The organism is Mesorhizobium sp. B2-4-13, from assembly GCF_006658535.1.
In the GTDB taxonomy this organism is placed as follows: Bacteria; Pseudomonadota; Alphaproteobacteria; order Rhizobiales; family Rhizobiaceae; genus Mesorhizobium; species Mesorhizobium australicum.
In genome coordinates, this window is record NZ_VFVB01000008.1 from 54,681 (window position 1) to 70,493 (window position 15,813).

At 64.0% G+C, this 15,813-nt stretch carries 20 protein-coding genes; 6 read left to right on the forward strand and 14 right to left on the reverse strand.

The window, feature by feature from the left end; all coding sequences use genetic code 11:
- Positions 1 to 154: 154 nt before the first annotated feature.
- Positions 155 to 850 (reverse strand): helix-turn-helix transcriptional regulator, encoded by a 696-nt coding sequence (locus FJ936_RS21375; protein ID WP_181166485.1) that lies wholly within the window; start codon positions 848 to 850, stop codon positions 155 to 157.
- 580 nt (positions 851 to 1,430) lie between these two features.
- Here FJ936_RS21375 and FJ936_RS21385 point away from each other — a divergent pair.
- Positions 1,431 to 2,069, forward strand: a complete 639-nt coding sequence (locus tag FJ936_RS21385; RefSeq protein WP_140788392.1) for a GcrA family cell cycle regulator — start codon at positions 1,431 to 1,433, stop codon at positions 2,067 to 2,069.
- A gap of 117 nt (positions 2,070 to 2,186) precedes the next feature.
- Here the strand turns inward: FJ936_RS21385 and FJ936_RS21390 are convergent, their stop codons facing one another.
- Positions 2,187 to 2,543, reverse strand: coding sequence for a DUF982 domain-containing protein (locus FJ936_RS21390; protein WP_140788394.1), 357 nt, complete (start codon positions 2,541 to 2,543; stop codon positions 2,187 to 2,189).
- 39 nt (positions 2,544 to 2,582) lie between these two features.
- The gene (locus FJ936_RS21395; RefSeq protein ID WP_015316819.1) at positions 2,583 to 2,864 is read right to left on the reverse strand and encodes a DUF982 domain-containing protein; all 282 of its coding nucleotides are present in this window, start codon (positions 2,862 to 2,864) and stop codon (positions 2,583 to 2,585) included.
- A 93-nt stretch (positions 2,865 to 2,957) separates the two neighbouring features.
- On the opposite strand from FJ936_RS21395, the gene FJ936_RS21400 reads away from it, so the two are divergent.
- Genes FJ936_RS21400 through FJ936_RS21410 form a run of 3 tightly spaced genes read left to right on the forward strand, consistent with a single transcriptional unit; the run spans position 2,958 to position 4,496 of the window.
- Positions 2,958 to 3,572: a DUF1376 domain-containing protein gene (locus FJ936_RS21400; protein ID WP_015316820.1), complete on the forward strand. Its 615-nt coding sequence runs from the start codon at positions 2,958 to 2,960 to the stop codon at positions 3,570 to 3,572.
- Positions 3,493 to 3,864 carry a hypothetical protein gene (locus tag FJ936_RS21405; RefSeq protein WP_140663511.1) on the forward strand — a complete coding sequence of 124 codons (372 nt, stop codon included), beginning with the start codon at positions 3,493 to 3,495 and terminating at the stop codon, positions 3,862 to 3,864. Before FJ936_RS21400 ends, FJ936_RS21405 begins: the two co-directional genes overlap by 80 nt.
- 38 nt (positions 3,865 to 3,902) lie before the next feature.
- Complete coding sequence (locus FJ936_RS21410) at positions 3,903 to 4,496, forward strand: DUF6456 domain-containing protein (protein ID WP_140788396.1); 594 nt, start codon at positions 3,903 to 3,905, stop codon at positions 4,494 to 4,496.
- Between the two features lie 110 nt (positions 4,497 to 4,606).
- Here the strand turns inward: FJ936_RS21410 and FJ936_RS21415 are convergent, their stop codons facing one another.
- From FJ936_RS21415 to FJ936_RS21430, 4 genes are all read right to left on the reverse strand, one after another.
- The gene (locus FJ936_RS21415; protein WP_140788398.1) at positions 4,607 to 4,960 is read right to left on the reverse strand and encodes a hypothetical protein; all 354 of its coding nucleotides are present in this window, start codon (positions 4,958 to 4,960) and stop codon (positions 4,607 to 4,609) included.
- Between the two features lie 252 nt (positions 4,961 to 5,212).
- Positions 5,213 to 7,240: an acyltransferase family protein gene (locus FJ936_RS21420; RefSeq protein WP_140788400.1), complete on the reverse strand. Its 2,028-nt coding sequence runs from the start codon at positions 7,238 to 7,240 to the stop codon at positions 5,213 to 5,215.
- Positions 7,241 to 7,508: 268 nt separating this feature from the next.
- Positions 7,509 to 7,811, reverse strand: a complete 303-nt coding sequence (locus FJ936_RS21425; RefSeq protein ID WP_015316825.1) for a hypothetical protein — start codon at positions 7,809 to 7,811, stop codon at positions 7,509 to 7,511.
- A gap of 511 nt (positions 7,812 to 8,322) precedes the next feature.
- A complete protein-coding gene (locus tag FJ936_RS21430; RefSeq protein ID WP_140663505.1) occupies positions 8,323 to 8,907 on the reverse strand; it encodes a TetR/AcrR family transcriptional regulator in 585 nt (194 codons plus the stop codon).
- A 103-nt stretch (positions 8,908 to 9,010) separates the two neighbouring features.
- Between FJ936_RS21430 and FJ936_RS21435 the strand changes: the two genes are divergently transcribed.
- Positions 9,011 to 9,826: an oxidoreductase gene (locus FJ936_RS21435; protein ID WP_140788402.1), complete on the forward strand. Its 816-nt coding sequence runs from the start codon at positions 9,011 to 9,013 to the stop codon at positions 9,824 to 9,826.
- A gap of 27 nt (positions 9,827 to 9,853) precedes the next feature.
- A complete protein-coding gene (locus tag FJ936_RS21440; protein WP_140788519.1) occupies positions 9,854 to 10,855 on the forward strand; it encodes an NADP-dependent oxidoreductase in 1,002 nt (333 codons plus the stop codon).
- A 49-nt stretch (positions 10,856 to 10,904) separates the two neighbouring features.
- Here the strand turns inward: FJ936_RS21440 and FJ936_RS21445 are convergent, their stop codons facing one another.
- The 7 genes from FJ936_RS21445 to FJ936_RS21475 all read right to left on the reverse strand — a co-directional run bounded on the left by FJ936_RS21445 (position 10,905) and on the right by FJ936_RS21475 (position 15,796).
- Positions 10,905 to 11,582, reverse strand: coding sequence for a GntR family transcriptional regulator (locus FJ936_RS21445; protein WP_015316829.1), 678 nt, complete (start codon positions 11,580 to 11,582; stop codon positions 10,905 to 10,907).
- Between the two features lie 48 nt (positions 11,583 to 11,630).
- A complete protein-coding gene (locus FJ936_RS21450) occupies positions 11,631 to 11,840 on the reverse strand; it encodes a hypothetical protein (RefSeq protein ID WP_246680506.1) in 210 nt (69 codons plus the stop codon).
- 190 nt (positions 11,841 to 12,030) lie between these two features.
- On the reverse strand, positions 12,031 to 12,414 hold the full coding sequence (locus tag FJ936_RS21455; protein WP_141906948.1) for a hypothetical protein: 384 nt from the start codon (positions 12,412 to 12,414) through the stop codon (positions 12,031 to 12,033).
- 113 nt (positions 12,415 to 12,527) lie between these two features.
- Positions 12,528 to 13,559, reverse strand: coding sequence for a hydroxyacid dehydrogenase (locus FJ936_RS21460; protein ID WP_141906949.1), 1,032 nt, complete (start codon positions 13,557 to 13,559; stop codon positions 12,528 to 12,530).
- A gap of 368 nt (positions 13,560 to 13,927) precedes the next feature.
- Complete coding sequence (locus FJ936_RS21465; RefSeq protein ID WP_015316832.1) at positions 13,928 to 14,155, reverse strand: hypothetical protein; 228 nt, start codon at positions 14,153 to 14,155, stop codon at positions 13,928 to 13,930.
- Between the two features lie 31 nt (positions 14,156 to 14,186).
- Positions 14,187 to 14,390 carry a hypothetical protein gene (locus tag FJ936_RS21470; protein ID WP_140617918.1) on the reverse strand — a complete coding sequence of 68 codons (204 nt, stop codon included), beginning with the start codon at positions 14,388 to 14,390 and terminating at the stop codon, positions 14,187 to 14,189.
- Positions 14,391 to 14,587: 197 nt separating this feature from the next.
- The gene (locus tag FJ936_RS21475) at positions 14,588 to 15,796 is read right to left on the reverse strand and encodes an NAD(P)/FAD-dependent oxidoreductase (RefSeq protein WP_181166486.1); all 1,209 of its coding nucleotides are present in this window, start codon (positions 15,794 to 15,796) and stop codon (positions 14,588 to 14,590) included.
- Positions 15,797 to 15,813 lie beyond the last annotated feature (17 nt).

Sequence of the window (15,813 nt, forward strand, 5' to 3'; positions counted from 1 at the left end):
GCGCCGGCTGCCTAAGGCGTCAGCAGACGTGTCTTCGTCGAAGAGGGCAACGTCTCGCCCGCCGTGAAAGGCTTGCAAGACCGTCACGGTGTTGTCCTTGACGCTGAATGCTATCGTGGCTCGCGGGCGATAGCCCACGCCACGCAGGCCCGGTCTAGTATCCCAGCAGTTCCTTCAGCGGAATCACCCGCCAGACGTGCTTGATGGCGTAGCGATTGAAGGTCAGCGTCTTGGGCGGATTGTACTGCTCGACCACCAGCTCGCCCGCCGTGCGCCGGACCAGTTTCTTGATGAAGGCCTTGCCGTTCTTCTCGTTCTCGTCGGGAAAGGTCTCGATCACCACATGGTCGCCCGGCACCGCGTCGCGGCCGCCGCAATAGATCATGTCGCCGGGTTCGTAGCGCGGCACCATGGAATCCGAGAGGACATGGAGCGCGAATACTCTCGGCAGGTTGCGGACCCCTGGCGGACGCTGCACGTATCCTGCCGGCTCGCCGTTGAAGGTGAAGTCGCCGTCGTCGCCGCCGACGGCGGCGCCCAGCACCGGAATGTCCATCGCTCCGGCCGGCAGCGGGCCGGCGTCGGTGACGATCTCGGCGTCCGCCACCGGGCCGGCATCGTCGAGGAAGACAACCTGCCCTTGGCCCAGCGCCACGGGGTCGACGCGCAGGAAGGCGGCGGTCTTTAGCAAGTTCTCGGTCTTGGGCAGGTTGCGCCCGGTTTCCCAGTTGCCGACGGCGGCGACATCGGTATCGTTGTGCTCGGCGATGTGGCGCATGACCAGGCCACGCTGCTTGCGTGCCTGGCGGATCGCGGCCCCGACCCTGATCGACAGTTGCGTTTTCACCATGGCCTCATGTGAGCGGCAAGTCCTGCTTTCGTCCATGAAAGAATGGCTTGCATCATTTTTTGAGTTATGCTTATATCAACTCATGCAAAAGCTCAACCCTCTCAGAGTCGACAGCACCTCCAGACCGGCCTTGCCGGCCTGCCCTTTCCCTTCCGCCCCGGCCGCCTCCTCCCCGGCCGGGGCGAAGCGCGAAGCCGATTGCGTTGGTGCATCGGCCTTGCGTCCGGTCCGCCCGTTCCCGGCGGCCGGAACGGCCGGAGCCGCCGCTCCCCGCGGCTCCGGCCCCCCATTCGACCCGGCCGCGGGTGTTGCCTGTCGCACGCAGAACGGCACCGTAGATCCTGTACGAGCCGATGACGGGCAGGGCTGGTTCGGCCCCCCGATAGAGACCTGGCGCGGGCGCGGCTTGCGCGCCTCGCCGCAGGTCGCCCGGCGAGGCTGAGAGCCGGCTCGTCCACAGCAATCCCAGCGGCCGACAGGCCGACCAGGCCCGACAGCGCCCATGACGGCCGCGGGCAAACCCCACGCTTGCCTGACGGCGCCGTCCACGGCGGCCGCTGGCCGCGCAATGGAGACGGACATGGCAAGCTACAGTGACAGCGAATTGCAGGCGATTGCCGCCTGGCTCGGGGATGGGCTTTCGGCCTCCAGGATCGCGGCGGCGTTCAGCGCACAGCGCGGCAGCCCAGTATCGCGCAACGCCATTATCGGCATCGTCCATCGCAATGCCATGCTGGGCGCGATCGGCTTCGCCAATGGCAAGGGCCCGTCGGCGGCCGGCACGGCGATGGCCACGGCGGCGAGCCGAGCCGCCAAGGCGGAACCTCTAACGAGCCGTGCCGGCGCCATCCCGCAGCCGGGGAGCACACCGGCCGTGCGGCCGAAGCAGGCCCCTTCGCCCGTCCGGCCACGGCTTTTCCAACGCGAGGCGGGCGTGCTGATCGCTGATGGGCAAACCTACCGATTCAAGGTGCCGGCGTCGCCGCGCGGTCCTATCGGCCGGCAGCCGCATGGCGTGGCCATGCGCTTCATCGATTGCCTGTTCACCCGCTGCCGTGCTCCGCTCGACCTGGCGCCGGAGGAAGATGCTAAAAATGGTCAGCCCCGCGGACGGCCCGGCCAGGACATGCTGTGCTGCGGCATGCGCATCACTGCGATGAAAAGCTACTGCAGCTATCATCAGGCGCGCTTTCACCGCCCTGTTTGCGAAGCCGGGTGAAGCTCGGTCCCTTCTCCCCGTTGAATGGAGGAAAAGGCGCTTCTCACGCCGCCGTCACCAGTTTCGATCGCCGCCAATACCGGGAGAATTACCGTGAACGCCTATCGCGCCGCACCGCTATTTCGGCATCTGGCGCCCTTGTTTGGGCGGCTGCACCGCCCGTCGCTCCAGCATCGTCGCCGGGCCGCCGCCGGCAACCAGAATGCCGGCAACCCGGGCAAAGCCGGTGAACACTTTCATCGCATCGGATTGCGAGATCTGCGCCGCGATGGCGGCGCTGCAGGCGTTGAGGGCGCTGCGATAGACGTGGCCCCGCCGCTCGATCGGCCAGCGCTGCAGGAAATCGGCGGCCTCGCTGACAGTCTCGATCTCCTCGACATGGCCGTCCAGGGAGACTTTGAGCGGCACTCCGGTCTTCATCGTACCCACGGCATTCACCTTCGGTCCGGGCGCGGCGTTCGAGCCGACGCTCATAAACGCACAAGGCCTGCCGCCGGTTGCATCGCGGCCGTCTCAGGGGCTCGCTGCCGCGTCGAGCCACTCATGTGCGCGGCTTCTTGGCTTGGCCACCAATATGCCTTGTTGCCTGGCCGCCTCGCGGAAGGCCTCGAAGGCGGGCCGCGGACAGCAAGTACCCTCGACCGCGAGCCGGACGAGCCGCGCCGCCTCGAGATAGCCGGGCGCGGTTTTGTCGGGCCATTGGTGACGAAGCGCCATCGCCGCATCGGCCACCGAGCCGACCAGCATGGTCTTGTTGTCGCAGAAACGCAGGGTCACCGGCATGAAAGCCGTCATGGGCAATCCTCCCCTTGGGCATGGACGCGTCACAACGTCCGGACCGGCGGCGGGTTCCATTAGCGCGGCTGTAAGAACGAGGTGGTACGCGGCATGAGCGAACGGCCCTTCATGCAGCTCTACGTCTCCGATTTCGTCGGCGACACGCTGCAACTCTCGACCGAGCAGATCGGCGCCTACATGCTGCTGCTGATGGCGATGTGGAACGCCGGGGGAAGCCTGCCCGAGGATGACGCGAGGCTGGCGCGCGTGGCGCGCCTGCCGTTGAAGCGATGGCGCGCGATCAGTGCCGAGCTGCTCGCCTTCTTCGAGCGCGAGGGCGACGAGATCGGACACAAGAGACTGACGAAGGAGCTGCGCAAGGCGCGGCTCAAGAGCGAGGCGAGAGCGGCCGCCGGCGCGCGCGGCGGAGCCGCCACCGCCTTGAAAACAAAGGCGCATACCCAAGCAAATGCCGATGTTTTGACGCGGCATTCTCCAGAGTCCAGAAACCAGATGGAAAAAGCTTCGGCTTTTTCAGCGCGCGAAGGGCGCGAAAGACCGGGCCGGCTCAAAAAGCCGCCGGGCTGGACCAGGCCGAAAACCCACGGGGACGCCGCCAACGCCATCATCGAGGAGATCCGCGGATATGACCACGGTCGAACTGCAGCAGGCAACGAAGGCGCTGGCGGCAATGTTCTCCTGCTTCCCGCAATCCGCCCTGACTGACGTCGAGATGCAACTGCGCGGCTACCTCGGCGCGATCAGGGATGCCGAGCTGGGCGACCTGCAGGCCGCCATCCAGCGCTTCGTGCGCGGCGAGGTGAGGAGCGGCAACGCGCAGTTCTGCCCTTCGAGCGCGCAGCTCTGCATCGAAGTGCGCGAGCGGCGGGTGATGCGGGAGTTGCTGGCGCGGAGGGGCGCCGGCCTGGTTTCCTCGCCTGTGCGAAGCGGCGGGCAGGTGGCCCGGCGAAGCCCGGACGGAGAGGGGGACGCCCTCGGCCATGCCAGAGCCGACTGAGAATTGGCCACCACTCGAACACAACCAAGGAGCCACCCATGCCCAAAAAAACCAAGGCCGCCAGGCCGCAAGCGCCGAAACTGCCGAGAGGCGAGGCCGAGCAGGTGCGCATCCGTCGCGAGGTCGGCCATGATTTCGCGCTGAAGGACGATGCCTTCGGCCGCAAGCGGCTGACACCGGGCACGGCCGAGGCGCGGCGCGTCTACGAGGTGTCGAATGACGGCCACACTTCCACCGGCGGCATCGTGCGGGTGCGCAATGTCGACCCGCTGCTGGGCATCACCTCGCTGACCCGCCAACAGCGCGAGGCCGGCATGCGCTACCGCGAGCACTTCCGGTGCAGCCAGCAGGCCGATATCAAGCCGATGCGCTGGACGGAGCGCGTCGACGGCGGCCGCATCGGCGGCGGCATCGCCGACAGCGTGCTCAACGCCGGCCGCGCGCACGCCGCCGCGACACGGGCGCTCGGGCATTGGGACGTGGCGGCAATCGTGCGGAAGGTCGTGTGCCTGGAACAGCCGGTGAAGACCGTGGCCGAACAGAATGGCGAAGGCCGCGATGTGGTGACAAGGCTGTTGAAGGTAGGGCTCGACCTGCTGGCCGTGCACTATGGGATGATGATGGGACGTTAGGATTGTTCAACCCCGACGATGCGGGCGCGCCGGCAAATGCTGGTGTTTTACGCAAGCCGGACGGCAATATTGATCCGGCCGGCTAACGCCGGCCGGATCAAATCCCAAGGTCAGTAGCCGCAGACCCGCACTCTCTCGATTACACGGTGGTGGTGGCGCCAATGCTTCACCAGCTCGGTGTGGCAGCGGCGATGGTACATGCCGTAATAGCGCGGCCGGTAGCCGTCGTCGTACACGCCATAACGATAGTGGTGACGGCGGTAATAGGCTCCATCGTCGGAGTAGCCACCGTAATAGTCGCTATCGTCGGAGTAGTGACGGTAATAGTCGCGATGTCTGGGAACGTAGTAGTCGTCATCATAGCCGTTCCCGATGCCGAGCGTGATACTGGCGGCATTTGCCGGAGCGATCACCGCCATCGCCGAAGCGACCGCGATCACGGATGCAAGCAAGAGCTTTTTCATGACAACCTCCTTCTTAAGGTGTGCCTAATAAACGCTGCAGCCGCGGCCCTGTTCCCATAAATCGGTGGATCGATCGTTCGAGCTGTTTGCCGGGGCGCGAAAGGACCTGTCCGGCGATGCCGCCCTGGCCATACCTGTCAACATGGTGGGGCGCGTTTTGAACCTTGGCCGCCGCTGTCCATTTCCCCTGGATGCAACGGGGGCCGAGTAAGCGGGCGCCTCTTCTTTCTTCCGCAGGAGAAAGGAAACCCTCTAGAACAGCGCCTTTTCCAGCGGTGCTGCCAGTGTCTCGGCAAAGGCCGTCGCCAGATGATGCCTGTCGCGGAAGGCGAGTTTGCCGTCGATGAAGACGTGGCATTCGGTCGGGCCGCAGAAGCGGTCGGTGAGGTCGACATAGAGCGTGTCGGGGATGCTTTTCACCACCGCGCGCTCGGCGGCGGCCACGTCGTCATTGGCGGCCTCGGCCCTCGGCGTGTCGCACAGCGACGGCGCCTCGCGCCACCACAGCGCGCGGGCGACGCAGGCGTTCGCGAAGCTGTCGCCGATCGGCGTGTCGCGGATGACGGCGGCCTCGACGCCGGCCTGGCTGAAGGCCTCCAAGGTGGAGCGCAGGCCAGCCTGCCAGCGAGCTATCTCGGCCTTGCGGCTGGCGGCGGACATGTCGCGTGTCAGATTGCCGATCGAGAATTCCGAGATCACCACCAGGCGCGGCTTGCTGCGGATAATGTCTGAAATCGCCTGTTCGCGCCAGGCGTCGCATTCGATGTAGTCGCGCTTGAGCACGGCGTTGAAGGTCGACAGCCGTGAAGCACGGCACGAGGATTTGAGGTAGGTGACCACTTTGGTGTCGTTGCGTTTTGCTGCCTCGACCAGCGGCGTCGACCAGTGGTCGGCATGCGAATCGCCGAACAGCACGATGGTGTGGGCGGCGTCGGCCGGCCCGAAGGTGCAAGGTTTCGGCTCCACCGTGTGAAAATCGAGCAGGCAGTCCTTGTCGACGGCGCGCGCGATGGACGGCTGTTCGGCGGCCTCTTCGATGCCGCGCTGGGTGGGATCGATGTTGCGCGTGGCCAGATGCGCGTTGGCGTAGGCCGCAGCCACGCCGGCGGCGGTCAGCACGAGGGCCGGGGCGAGGGCAAGCCCGGGGAAAAGCCGAAGCGGTCCTGCGGCCGGGCTGGCGTCGAAGCGAAAGGCTCTGGCTGTCGCCGCCAGCCAGTCGCCGCGCCGCGCGGGGTTTTCGATCAGCCGGTAGGTGGCCGCCGACAGCGCCAGCGCCAGCACGGCGCAGCAGATGCGCTGCGCCACGCCGAGGTCGGGCTGCAGCATGGTGGCATAGACGATCACGGGCCAATGCCAGAGATAGAGCGAATAGGAGAGCGTGCCGACCCACTGCAAGGGCGGCAGCGAGAGCATGGCGGCGGGCGCCGAGGCTCGCCAGCGAGTCCTGGCCGGGGCATCGCCCTGCTCGCCGGCGCCGTTCAACAGCACCAGCACGGAGCCGGCAACCGGCAGCAGCGCGTACCAGCCGGGGAAGGGCAGGTCTTCGCTCAAACAGAGATAGGCGACGGCGATCAGCGCCAAGCCCAGCCATCCCTGTGCCGCCCGCAGCCAGGACTGATGCCGCCACAAGATTGGCGCGGCAAAGGTCGCCAGGCCGCCGGCGGCGAATTCCCAGGCCCGCAGCGGCGAGAAATAGAAAGCCCAGGCCGGCGAGAGACTGGTGAGCCAGAGACAAGCCGCGAAGGAGGCGAGGCCGACGGTACCGATCACGAGCACCGTCATGCGCCGGCCCCGATGCAGCCAGGCGGCGAAGACAAGCAGTGCCGGCCAGACGAGATAGAACTGCTCCTCCACCGACAGCGACCAGAAGTGGATGAAGGGGTTGCTCAAGGCATCGGCGGCGAAATAGTCGAACGACCAGCGCAGCAGCCACAGATTGATGGTGTAGGCCGCGGCATACATGGCGCCGCGCGAATAGAGCGCCTGTTCCTGCGGCGCCATGATGAAGGTGCCGATGGCGAGCGTGACCAGGATGACGAAGATGGCGGCCGGCAGAAGGCGCCGTGCGCGCCTGGCATAGAAGCGCCAGAGGTCGAGCCGGCCGGTTTCGGTGATCTCCTGCATCAGATGCGTGGTGATCAGCCAGCCGGAAATGACAAAGAAGATGTCGACCCCGGCAAAGCCGCCAGGCAGCGCCGTGAGGCCAAAATGGTAGGCGACGACGCCGCCAACCGCCAGCGCGCGCAAGCCCTGTATGTCAGGCCGAAACGATGCCGCCACGACAGCTCCTTCGTTTGCGCCCAGCCGTCACCTGTCCGGCCGGGTAGCCGATATTGCAATGCAGCATATATTTCGCAGTGCAACATGGCCAGAGCAAGGACGCTGTTTTTTCCTCTTCTTGAAAAAAGCGGGAAATGTGTTGATCGAGGCAAAAACTCGTGGGGTCAGGCACTTGGAGTGGGGGCCGAATGAGTAGCGGCAGGGCAAAGCACGGCGGTCACGAAAACAGCCCCGCGAACGGGGCTGTTTTCACGGCTGCGGCGCGTTATCAACTGCCGCCGTTCAATTTCACGCTGCTGCAGAACTCCGGATGCGTGTTGGTCGGGTTGGCGTTCTTGGCCTCGTCGGCGCAGGCGGTCTTCATGGCGGTCTGGTCCTCGGGCGTGAGGGCCTTCCAGGCTTTGACGAAGTCATCATTGCCGACCATCTTCTTCATGCCTGAGTCCGTGTAGAACGGCTTCATCTTGGCAGGATCGTCGAGAGCGGATGTTCCCGTGCTGCCTCCCGCGAGAGCCGAACCGGTGGCCATCGAAAGCGCCATCGCGCCAAGACAGATCATCTTGATGTTCATGACTGGATCCTTCCCTGTTGCTTTGTGATCGTCGAAGCAACGATCAAGGTTATAACGAAACAGTTTGCCCGAAAGTTCCGGTTTATCAGACCAAGATTCCCTAATTCCGCCAAAATGTGTTCTGTCTAACCTTTGAATATCTTCTATATTTGGAACGCGAGCCACGGCTCCAGACGACTGCTTGGTTTTGAGCAATCTTCCCCGCTGCTGCTCATCGCCGCTGACGCTGGACGACCAGGCTTCAGGTCGTCTGGACAACTTCGCGGCTCGCGGATGGTTCCGGGTTCCGGCAGGACGGCCTTGTCGCCGCACAAAAAAGGCCTCGCGGGCGCAGCCAGCGAGGCATTGATTGGAGGGACTTGTCATCGCCTCAGGAAGCGATTGCGCAGCAACGAGGCCGGCTTGCGGAAAGTTTCAGCGCCCAGCGACCGTCAAGCGCCTCTGCTACGAGAGCCGAGATCAGCTTGCCGGCACCTTGCAGACTTCGTCTGAGCTACAGCTTCGCTCGAACCTAGGAGGAAGCCTCGCTATCCCGCTGGATCAGCGTGCGCGCCGCGTCTGCCCCTGCCGCGAGGATGCGTTCCGAGAGTTCCGTTCCGTCCACGGCGCGGGCCATCTGAAGGGCGCCGATAAGGGTCGCAAAGATGCCCAGCGCAACGCTTTCCCGATTCCGGGTCCGCGGCGGCAGTTCCGCCGCCACTTGGCGCACCTGGGTCAGCAAGCGCTCGGTATAGAGTTGACGTGTTTCGGAAGGCTCGCGTGCGATCTCCGGCAGCAATGCGGCGGACGCGCAGCCCTGTCCCGGATTATCCCGGTGTGCCGTCGACAGATAAGCGTCGATGGCCATATCCAGGCCGCCGGCAGCCAAAGCTTCGCGGATCTGGTCCGACTGATCCTCCAAGGCCGCTGCCACGGTTTCACGGACAAGCGCCGCCTTGGATTGAAAGTGCGGATAGAAGGCCCCGTTGGTCAGGCCGGCGTCTTTCATGATGGTTGCGAGCCCGGACGCGGCGATACCGTCACCGCGAAAACGGTTGGCGGCAACCTCCATGATCCGGCTGCGCGAGGCGTCCTTCCGGCCTTTTTCATAGCGCATGGCTGCGATTCCTTTCTTCTATTGCATTATGAGTGTAATATGATATTACGAGCATAATTCTAACGAGGCGAAAAAGCTAGCCCTCATGATTTTGGAGCACCAAATGAACAGGAATTCGGGAAAGACCGCGCTCGTCACGGGAGCCTCCTCGGGCATCGGCCGCGCCAGCGCGGAAGCGCTGGCGCGAGCGGGATTTACCGTGTTCGGCACAAGCCGCCGCAAGCTCGGCGACAGCCCGAACGGAGTAACCATGCTGGTTTGCGATGTGACCGACGACAAGGCCATCGATGCACTCGTTTCAACCATACACGCGCGGACCGGCCGCATCGATCTGCTGGTCAACAATGCCGGCGTCGGCATGTTTGGAGGAGCCGAAGAATCCTCGATCTCGCAGGTGGAGGCGCTGTTCGACGTCAATCTGTTCGGCGTCATGCGCGTGACCAATGCGGTGTTGCCGTCCATGCGGCGGCAGGGCGTAGGACGCATCATAAATATCGGCTCGATCCTGGGATTGGTACCCGCGCCATATTCGGCGCATTACTCCGCGGTCAAGCACGCGCTCGAAGGTTATTCGGAATCGCTCGATCATGAGATTCGTGCCTTCAATATTCGCGTCTCGGTCATCGAGCCGGCATTCGTGCGCACCGTCTTCGACCAGAATGGAATAGAACCGAATTCCGTGCTGAAGGAATACGATCGGGCGCGAGCCGGCTTCAAGGCGTTGCTTGCCGATGTGATGCCCAAAGCCGATCGGCCGGAAGTGGTGGCGGATGTGGTCGTCAAAGCGGCGACCGCCAGCCAGCCGCGCCGGCGCTACACCGCGGGCAAGGCGGCCCGGCAGGTCAGCCTGCTGCGTCGCTTCGCGCCCGCCGGGATGTTCGACAAGACCTTGCGCAAGCAGTTCCGCTTGCCTGCCTGAGCAAACGATTTTCAGAAAGTGACCATGATGAAAGCCTTTGTCGTCGACAAATATCAGAAGAAGGGCGCCCTGCGGCTGGCCGAAATGCCAGAGCCGGATCCGCGGGACGATGATGTCCTGGTCGAGATCCATGCCGCCGCCGTGAACCTCCTGGATGCCAAAGTCCGGGACGGAGAGTTCAAACCCATCCTGCCCTATCGCCCGCCCTTCATTCTGGGCCACGACGTGGCAGGGATCGTCGTGCGGGTCGGATCGAAAGTCCGCGGCTTCAAGCCAGGCGACGAAGTCTATGCCCGGCCGCGCGATGGCCGGATCGGGACATTCGCGCAATCCATAGCCATGAACGAAGCCGACGTGGCCCTGAAGCCAAAAAACCTCAGCATGGAAGAGGCCGCCTCGATCCCGCTCGTCGGCCTGACTGCCTGGCAGGTGCTGGTCGAGAAAGCCAAACTGAGGAAGGGGCAGAAAGTCTTCATCCAGGCCGGTTCCGGCGGGGTGGGGACCTTCGCCATCCAGCTGGCGAAGCATCTCGGCGCGACGGTCGCGACAACAGCGAGCGCGGCGAGCACCGATCTGGTCAAAAGTCTCGGCGCCGATATCGTCGTCGATTACAAGAAGGACGATTTCGAAAACGTCCTGCAGGGCTACGACGTTGTCCTGAACAGCCAGGACGCCAAGACGCTCGCAAAATCGCTGCGCGTTCTGAAGCCGGGCGGCAAGCTGATCTCCATCTCCGGTCCCCCGGATTCCGACTTTGCCAGGAAACAAGGCCTCAACATCGTCCTGAGGCTGATCGTGGGCCTGCTCAGCCGTGGCATACGCCGCAAGGCAAAACGCGCCGGTGTCGACTATTCGTTCCTGTTCATGTGGGCGCAGGGCGACCAGCTGGGCAAGATCACGTCGCTCATCGAATCCGGCGCCGTACGCCCCGTCGTCGATCGGGTCTTCCCATTCGAACAGACCAACGAAGCATTGGCCTATGTCGGGACCGGACGGGCAAAAGGCAAGGTCGTCATCAAGGTCAGATAGAATGGCGCGGCAGCGCGTCACCTGTACCCGGCACTGCCCGTCATCATCCTTAGCCGGCGTCGCGGCCCACCGGTCCCATCTCGACCTCCCTGAGATAAAACGCCTTGCTCGGCTGCAGGTGGTCGACGCAGAGCTGCGCCAGCACCCAATTGTCGCTGCGTTTCAGCGCCTCGATCATCATCAGATGATGCTGGCGCGAGATTTCGAGCTTGTCCCGGTCGGCCAGCGAATTCGCCCGTACCGGCAGGCTGAGGCGCATATAGTGCTCGATCGAGGACACGAGATAGGCGTTGCCGCAGGCCGAGAACATGGTGAGGTGGAAGCGGTCGTTGGCCTCATGGATGCCTCTGAGGTAGCCGGCGTCGACATGGGTGCTGTAGACGCGGTGGATCTCGATCAGCTCGGCGATCAGCGCCTCGCTCGCCGGCAGCCGGATCATCAGCGCGGCCTGGCGCTGCAGCATCTCGCGCACCTCATATATCTGGCGGACTTCCTCGGGGGCGAGCCGGCGCACCGTGGCGCCCTTGTTGCGCTCGCGCGTGGCGACGCCAAGCCTTTCCAGCTGGTAGAGGGCCTGGCGGATGGTGTGGCGCGAGACCGGGAAGCGGGCCAGCAGCACGTCCTCGACCAGCCGCGTGCCGGGCGCCAGCCGGCCAAAGATGATGTCTTCCTCCAGCGCATGGACGATATCGGCTTCCTTGCCGCCATAGTCGACCGTGTTGAGCATCGCGATCCTCTTGCTGGCCCGGCCAAATCGTCATTGGCCCCGACCACTCTAGCGTTCGCGCGCGAGGCTGGCCACAAGCTGGTCGAGGCGCGTGTCGTCGAGGCTGACGACGCCGCACATCCGCATCGCGTGGCGCAGGCTGATCCTGCCGACTTGCTGGCGCATGATGACCGGCAGGCAGGCCGGCCCCGCTCCGGTCAGCACGAAGGCCTGGCCGACCAGGACCGGTTCGGAGAAGGGCGCCCACTGCACGGCCACAAATGGGACCTTCGGCCAATATCGCTGCTGGATATGGAAAGGCCCGCCACCGACGCGACTCGTGACGGGCCTTCCGAGTACGCCGGGCTTCCCACCGCCCGGCCATTTGCAAAACCAGCCGGCGGCGCGATCGTTCCATCAGGAAGCGCGGGCATCTCTGGGAGACGGGCTCACGGACCTTTGCGGGTCACTATTTGTGGATGAGCCATTCTATCAAGCCGGTCTCGGCCAGCTCGCAGCCGGTAAACTCGTGAACCAGGCTTTTGGCCAGATCGCGCCATTGACACTCGGGCACGTTCGCTTCGGAGACCAGATCTCGGAACACAGCGCGCAGAATGTCGGCATCGAACGCTGAGACGGCAAAGGGAACCGGGTCTGTAGCTTCCCAGGCTCGACTGTTGCCATCGCGCTGGCGTTGGCGAAGGCGTTTCAGAAGCTCGCGCGATTGCGCGATCGCGCGCCTGGAATGGTCCATTTCGCGGCGAAAGGCGATGTTTCCAGCAATGGAACGATGTCGTAGCAGGAAGCTGGCTTCGATAGCTGCCCGCGCCACGTCTATATGGCTTCCAACCATCGCTACCTCCCTGAGGTTGTTTTTTACGCCTCCGAAGGTGCATCTCAAAGGGCATTCAGCGTACGGTTTGGTACAAAACCCGCCTATGCGGTTGAGCACACCCGCGCGGTTGCTCAATTCCTGTCGGACGGCTTCGAGCGCATCCTCGACACCGTCTCGCGCTCGGCGCGTTTGGAGCGCAGCGGCGGCAGGCCACGGTCGATCAGGTCCATGTCCTCCAGCACCATGTCGCCCATGCGTTTGAAGGCGATGTCGAGGGCGCCGGCGCGATGGGCGGAGCGCAGGAAGCCGGGCAGCGCGCGCACGGGATGGTCGACTGCCAGCGGCTCCTCGGGAAAGACATCGCTGGCGGCAAGGATGTGGCCGCTCTTCACAGCCGCCATCAAGGCGGGGAAATCGACCACGCCGGCACGGCTGAGCAGGATGAAGGCGGCTCCCTTGCGCATCTTGCCAAAAGCATCGGCGCCCAGAAACCCTTGATTCTCGGAGGTTACCGAGGCGACGACGAAGACGAAGTCGCTTGATGACAGCACCTCGTCCAGCGAGGCCGGCTCGACGCCGTTTTCCCTCAGGATCGACGGCGGCAGCCAGGGGTCGAACACCTTCGTGTGGGTGCGGAAGCCCGACAGCAGGCGGTTGAGGGCGCGGCCGAGATCGCCAAAGCCGATGATGCCGACATCGGCTCCTGAAAGCAGCCGCGCCGTCTGGTTGCCGTCGCCGCCCCACAGTTCCTCGCCTTTGCGGAAAGCAAGGTCGGCATCGACGATGCCGCGGGCAAGGTTGAGCGCCATGGCCAGGCCGAGCTCGGCTACCGGCTCGGCGAAGACCAGGCCCGTCGTGACGACATGGACACCCCGGGCGAACAGTGTTTCGTAGGGCATGTTGTCGAGGAGGTTGCTCTCGACATTGAAGACGCAGCGCAGCGCCTTCATCGCTTCAAGCGTCCGCGGCGAGATCGGCGGCTGGCCGACGATGTAGCGGGCCTCGGCCAGCACCTGGGCCGGCAGCCGCGCCACGCCGTCCGGCGTCGTCTCGACGATGCGATAATGCGCCTTGAGGCGCGCCAGCTGCGGCGGCGTGAAGATCAGTTCGAGCGTGCGCGGCTCGGGCGCGCTGATCACCAGCGGCAAGGCGGTGTCTGACATTGGCAAGGTCCTCCCACGCGGCTTGTGGCGCTTTCTCGGTCCTAAATCTATCCCGTACCGGCGGATTTGAAAGTACGGTGGACCGATTCGCCCGGCGCGGGGCGTTTCGAACAATCACCACGGTCGTCATGGTACAATTGACATTGGCGGCGAAGCCGGTGTTCTCTGCGGTATCCAACAAGGGGAGATAGCTGGTGAAGAAATACGAGAAGCCAACCTGGCAGAAGCGCGAACGGCTTTCGGCCGTCACTGCTCTAAGCGGATCTTCAGGGTTACCGACCACGCTCTGAATGGGCTAGTGCATTCGCCGGTCGAACAAAGGCGCGATCGACCGATCGCGCCTTTTGCCTTTGCGAACGAGCAGGCCGTCACCCACGCCGCTTCGGCGGTGCGGGCTTCTGTCGCTCGCCGCTTGGCTCGGCGGACAGTCGCTGCTTGCGAAGGCGCTCGGTCTTTGCGTCGCGGGCCTGCCGTTCGGCGTCGAGGATGAGCCGCGACTCGCGATCGGCTCTCTCAAGCTTATGCTTGTCGACCAATCGGGCCACTTTGTCCTCCGGCAGCGTGTCGCATTCCATGAAACCAACGCCGTTCGGCAAGGTTCCGTTGGGTCCGAGCTTTGAGATCGCGTCAGGATTCTGCGTGGTCCGATCGCTCGGCGCGATGACCGGTCTGCCAACTGGTGAGTTGGCGCTCGGCCTCCGATATGGTCACGCTCATCAAGCCGTCAAATTCGGCCATGGCTTCCATATGCCCATGATCAATGATGGATTTGCGAAGAATGCGCATTGCCAGAATAGCATCCTGCAACGCGCGGTCGATATTCTTGACCATGACAGGATCTCCTGCGGGAATAACCTGTCGGCAAGCCGCTTGTTCCCACCGAACGGCACTGGATCTGCTTTTTGAGCGCGATGTCGCTGTCCCGGTGAAGCGCTCCAGCGGTTTCCTTCTCCGGGAGGGGTGGAGGCAGGTTAGAGGTACGGCCCTCAGGACAGAACCACGATGACGATAGAGGGTGGAAAGCCCCCTCACGCCATGCCCGGCTCCCGCCGCATTCCCAAATGGCGCACCTTGCGGCCGATGATCATCAGCCTGCGTGCCGTGTTGTTGCGCAGGCGCCGCGCGCGCCATTCCAGCCCGGTTTCGGTGGTGATCCGCCTGGCATAGACACTCACACGCATGCCGGCCTCATCGGAGGCCAGCTTGACCGGATCGTCATAGAAAGCGGCGATCTTGTCCGCCGCCATGCCTGGCGTTTCCAGCCAGCGTGGAATGTGAACGGAATGGAGCTGATCGACGTCGATCATGACCCGCCCTATGCCGACGCCCGGCGTCGGGCATGTCGTCCAGAACGCGTCACCGATGAAGACGACCCCGTCGCGGCGATGGCCTTGCGTCGTGGTCAGGTTGATCTGCCGGACCTCGACGGGACTTGAGACAGCGAAGTTGCCGCATTGCGCCGATATTTCAGGCATCAATTCGCAAAGCATTTTCTGCGGATTGGCCCGAAAGTCCCTCGTCCATTGTTCGGCCACGGTGCGATAGACGAACATGTTGGCCCGCATCTTGTCGCCGAGAGGAAAGACGGTGATGTAGGCGACGCGGTCGCTGGCCCGCCTGCCGTAGCAGGTGACGGCCTGGTAGCCGCATTCGCGCGGCGGAATGGCGAGGTCGAAACCCATCGACAGCGAATGAGCTTTCGATTGCTCGACCCGCTCGACGCCGATGGCGCGCCGCACCGCTTCGCTGTGACCGGTGGCGACCACCAGCAGGCGAGCCGTGATGACCCTGCCGTCGTTCAGCACAAGGCGCTGCCGGTCCGGTCCGGTCGAGACCTCGGCGACCTTGCCGACCGTTATCGGCACTTGCGGGGGAAGGGCATCGCGCAGCCCGTTGATCAACGCTCCATAGGAAAATGCGTATTCGGGCCTGCGCTCACGCGCGAACAACTGGCCAAGGCGGAAGACATGAATGTCGTCAAACGGCGTGACGAGCCGCATGATCGTTTTGTCGAGGCCGAGCTTCTCGAACAGCCGTATCTGATCGGTACCGATTTTTTCGGCCCGGAACTCGTCGTGATGAACGCGGTGCGGATCGATCAGTGCCACCTTGCGGCCGGCTTTTGCCAACACGGTTGCCAGCGTGGTGCCGGCCATTCCGGCGCCAACGATCGCCACGTCGACTTCGATGGGGTCAGCGTCGGCGGGGGTGATTTCGCTGCCCTTCATGCTGGTCATCTTCTGTCTCCACAATC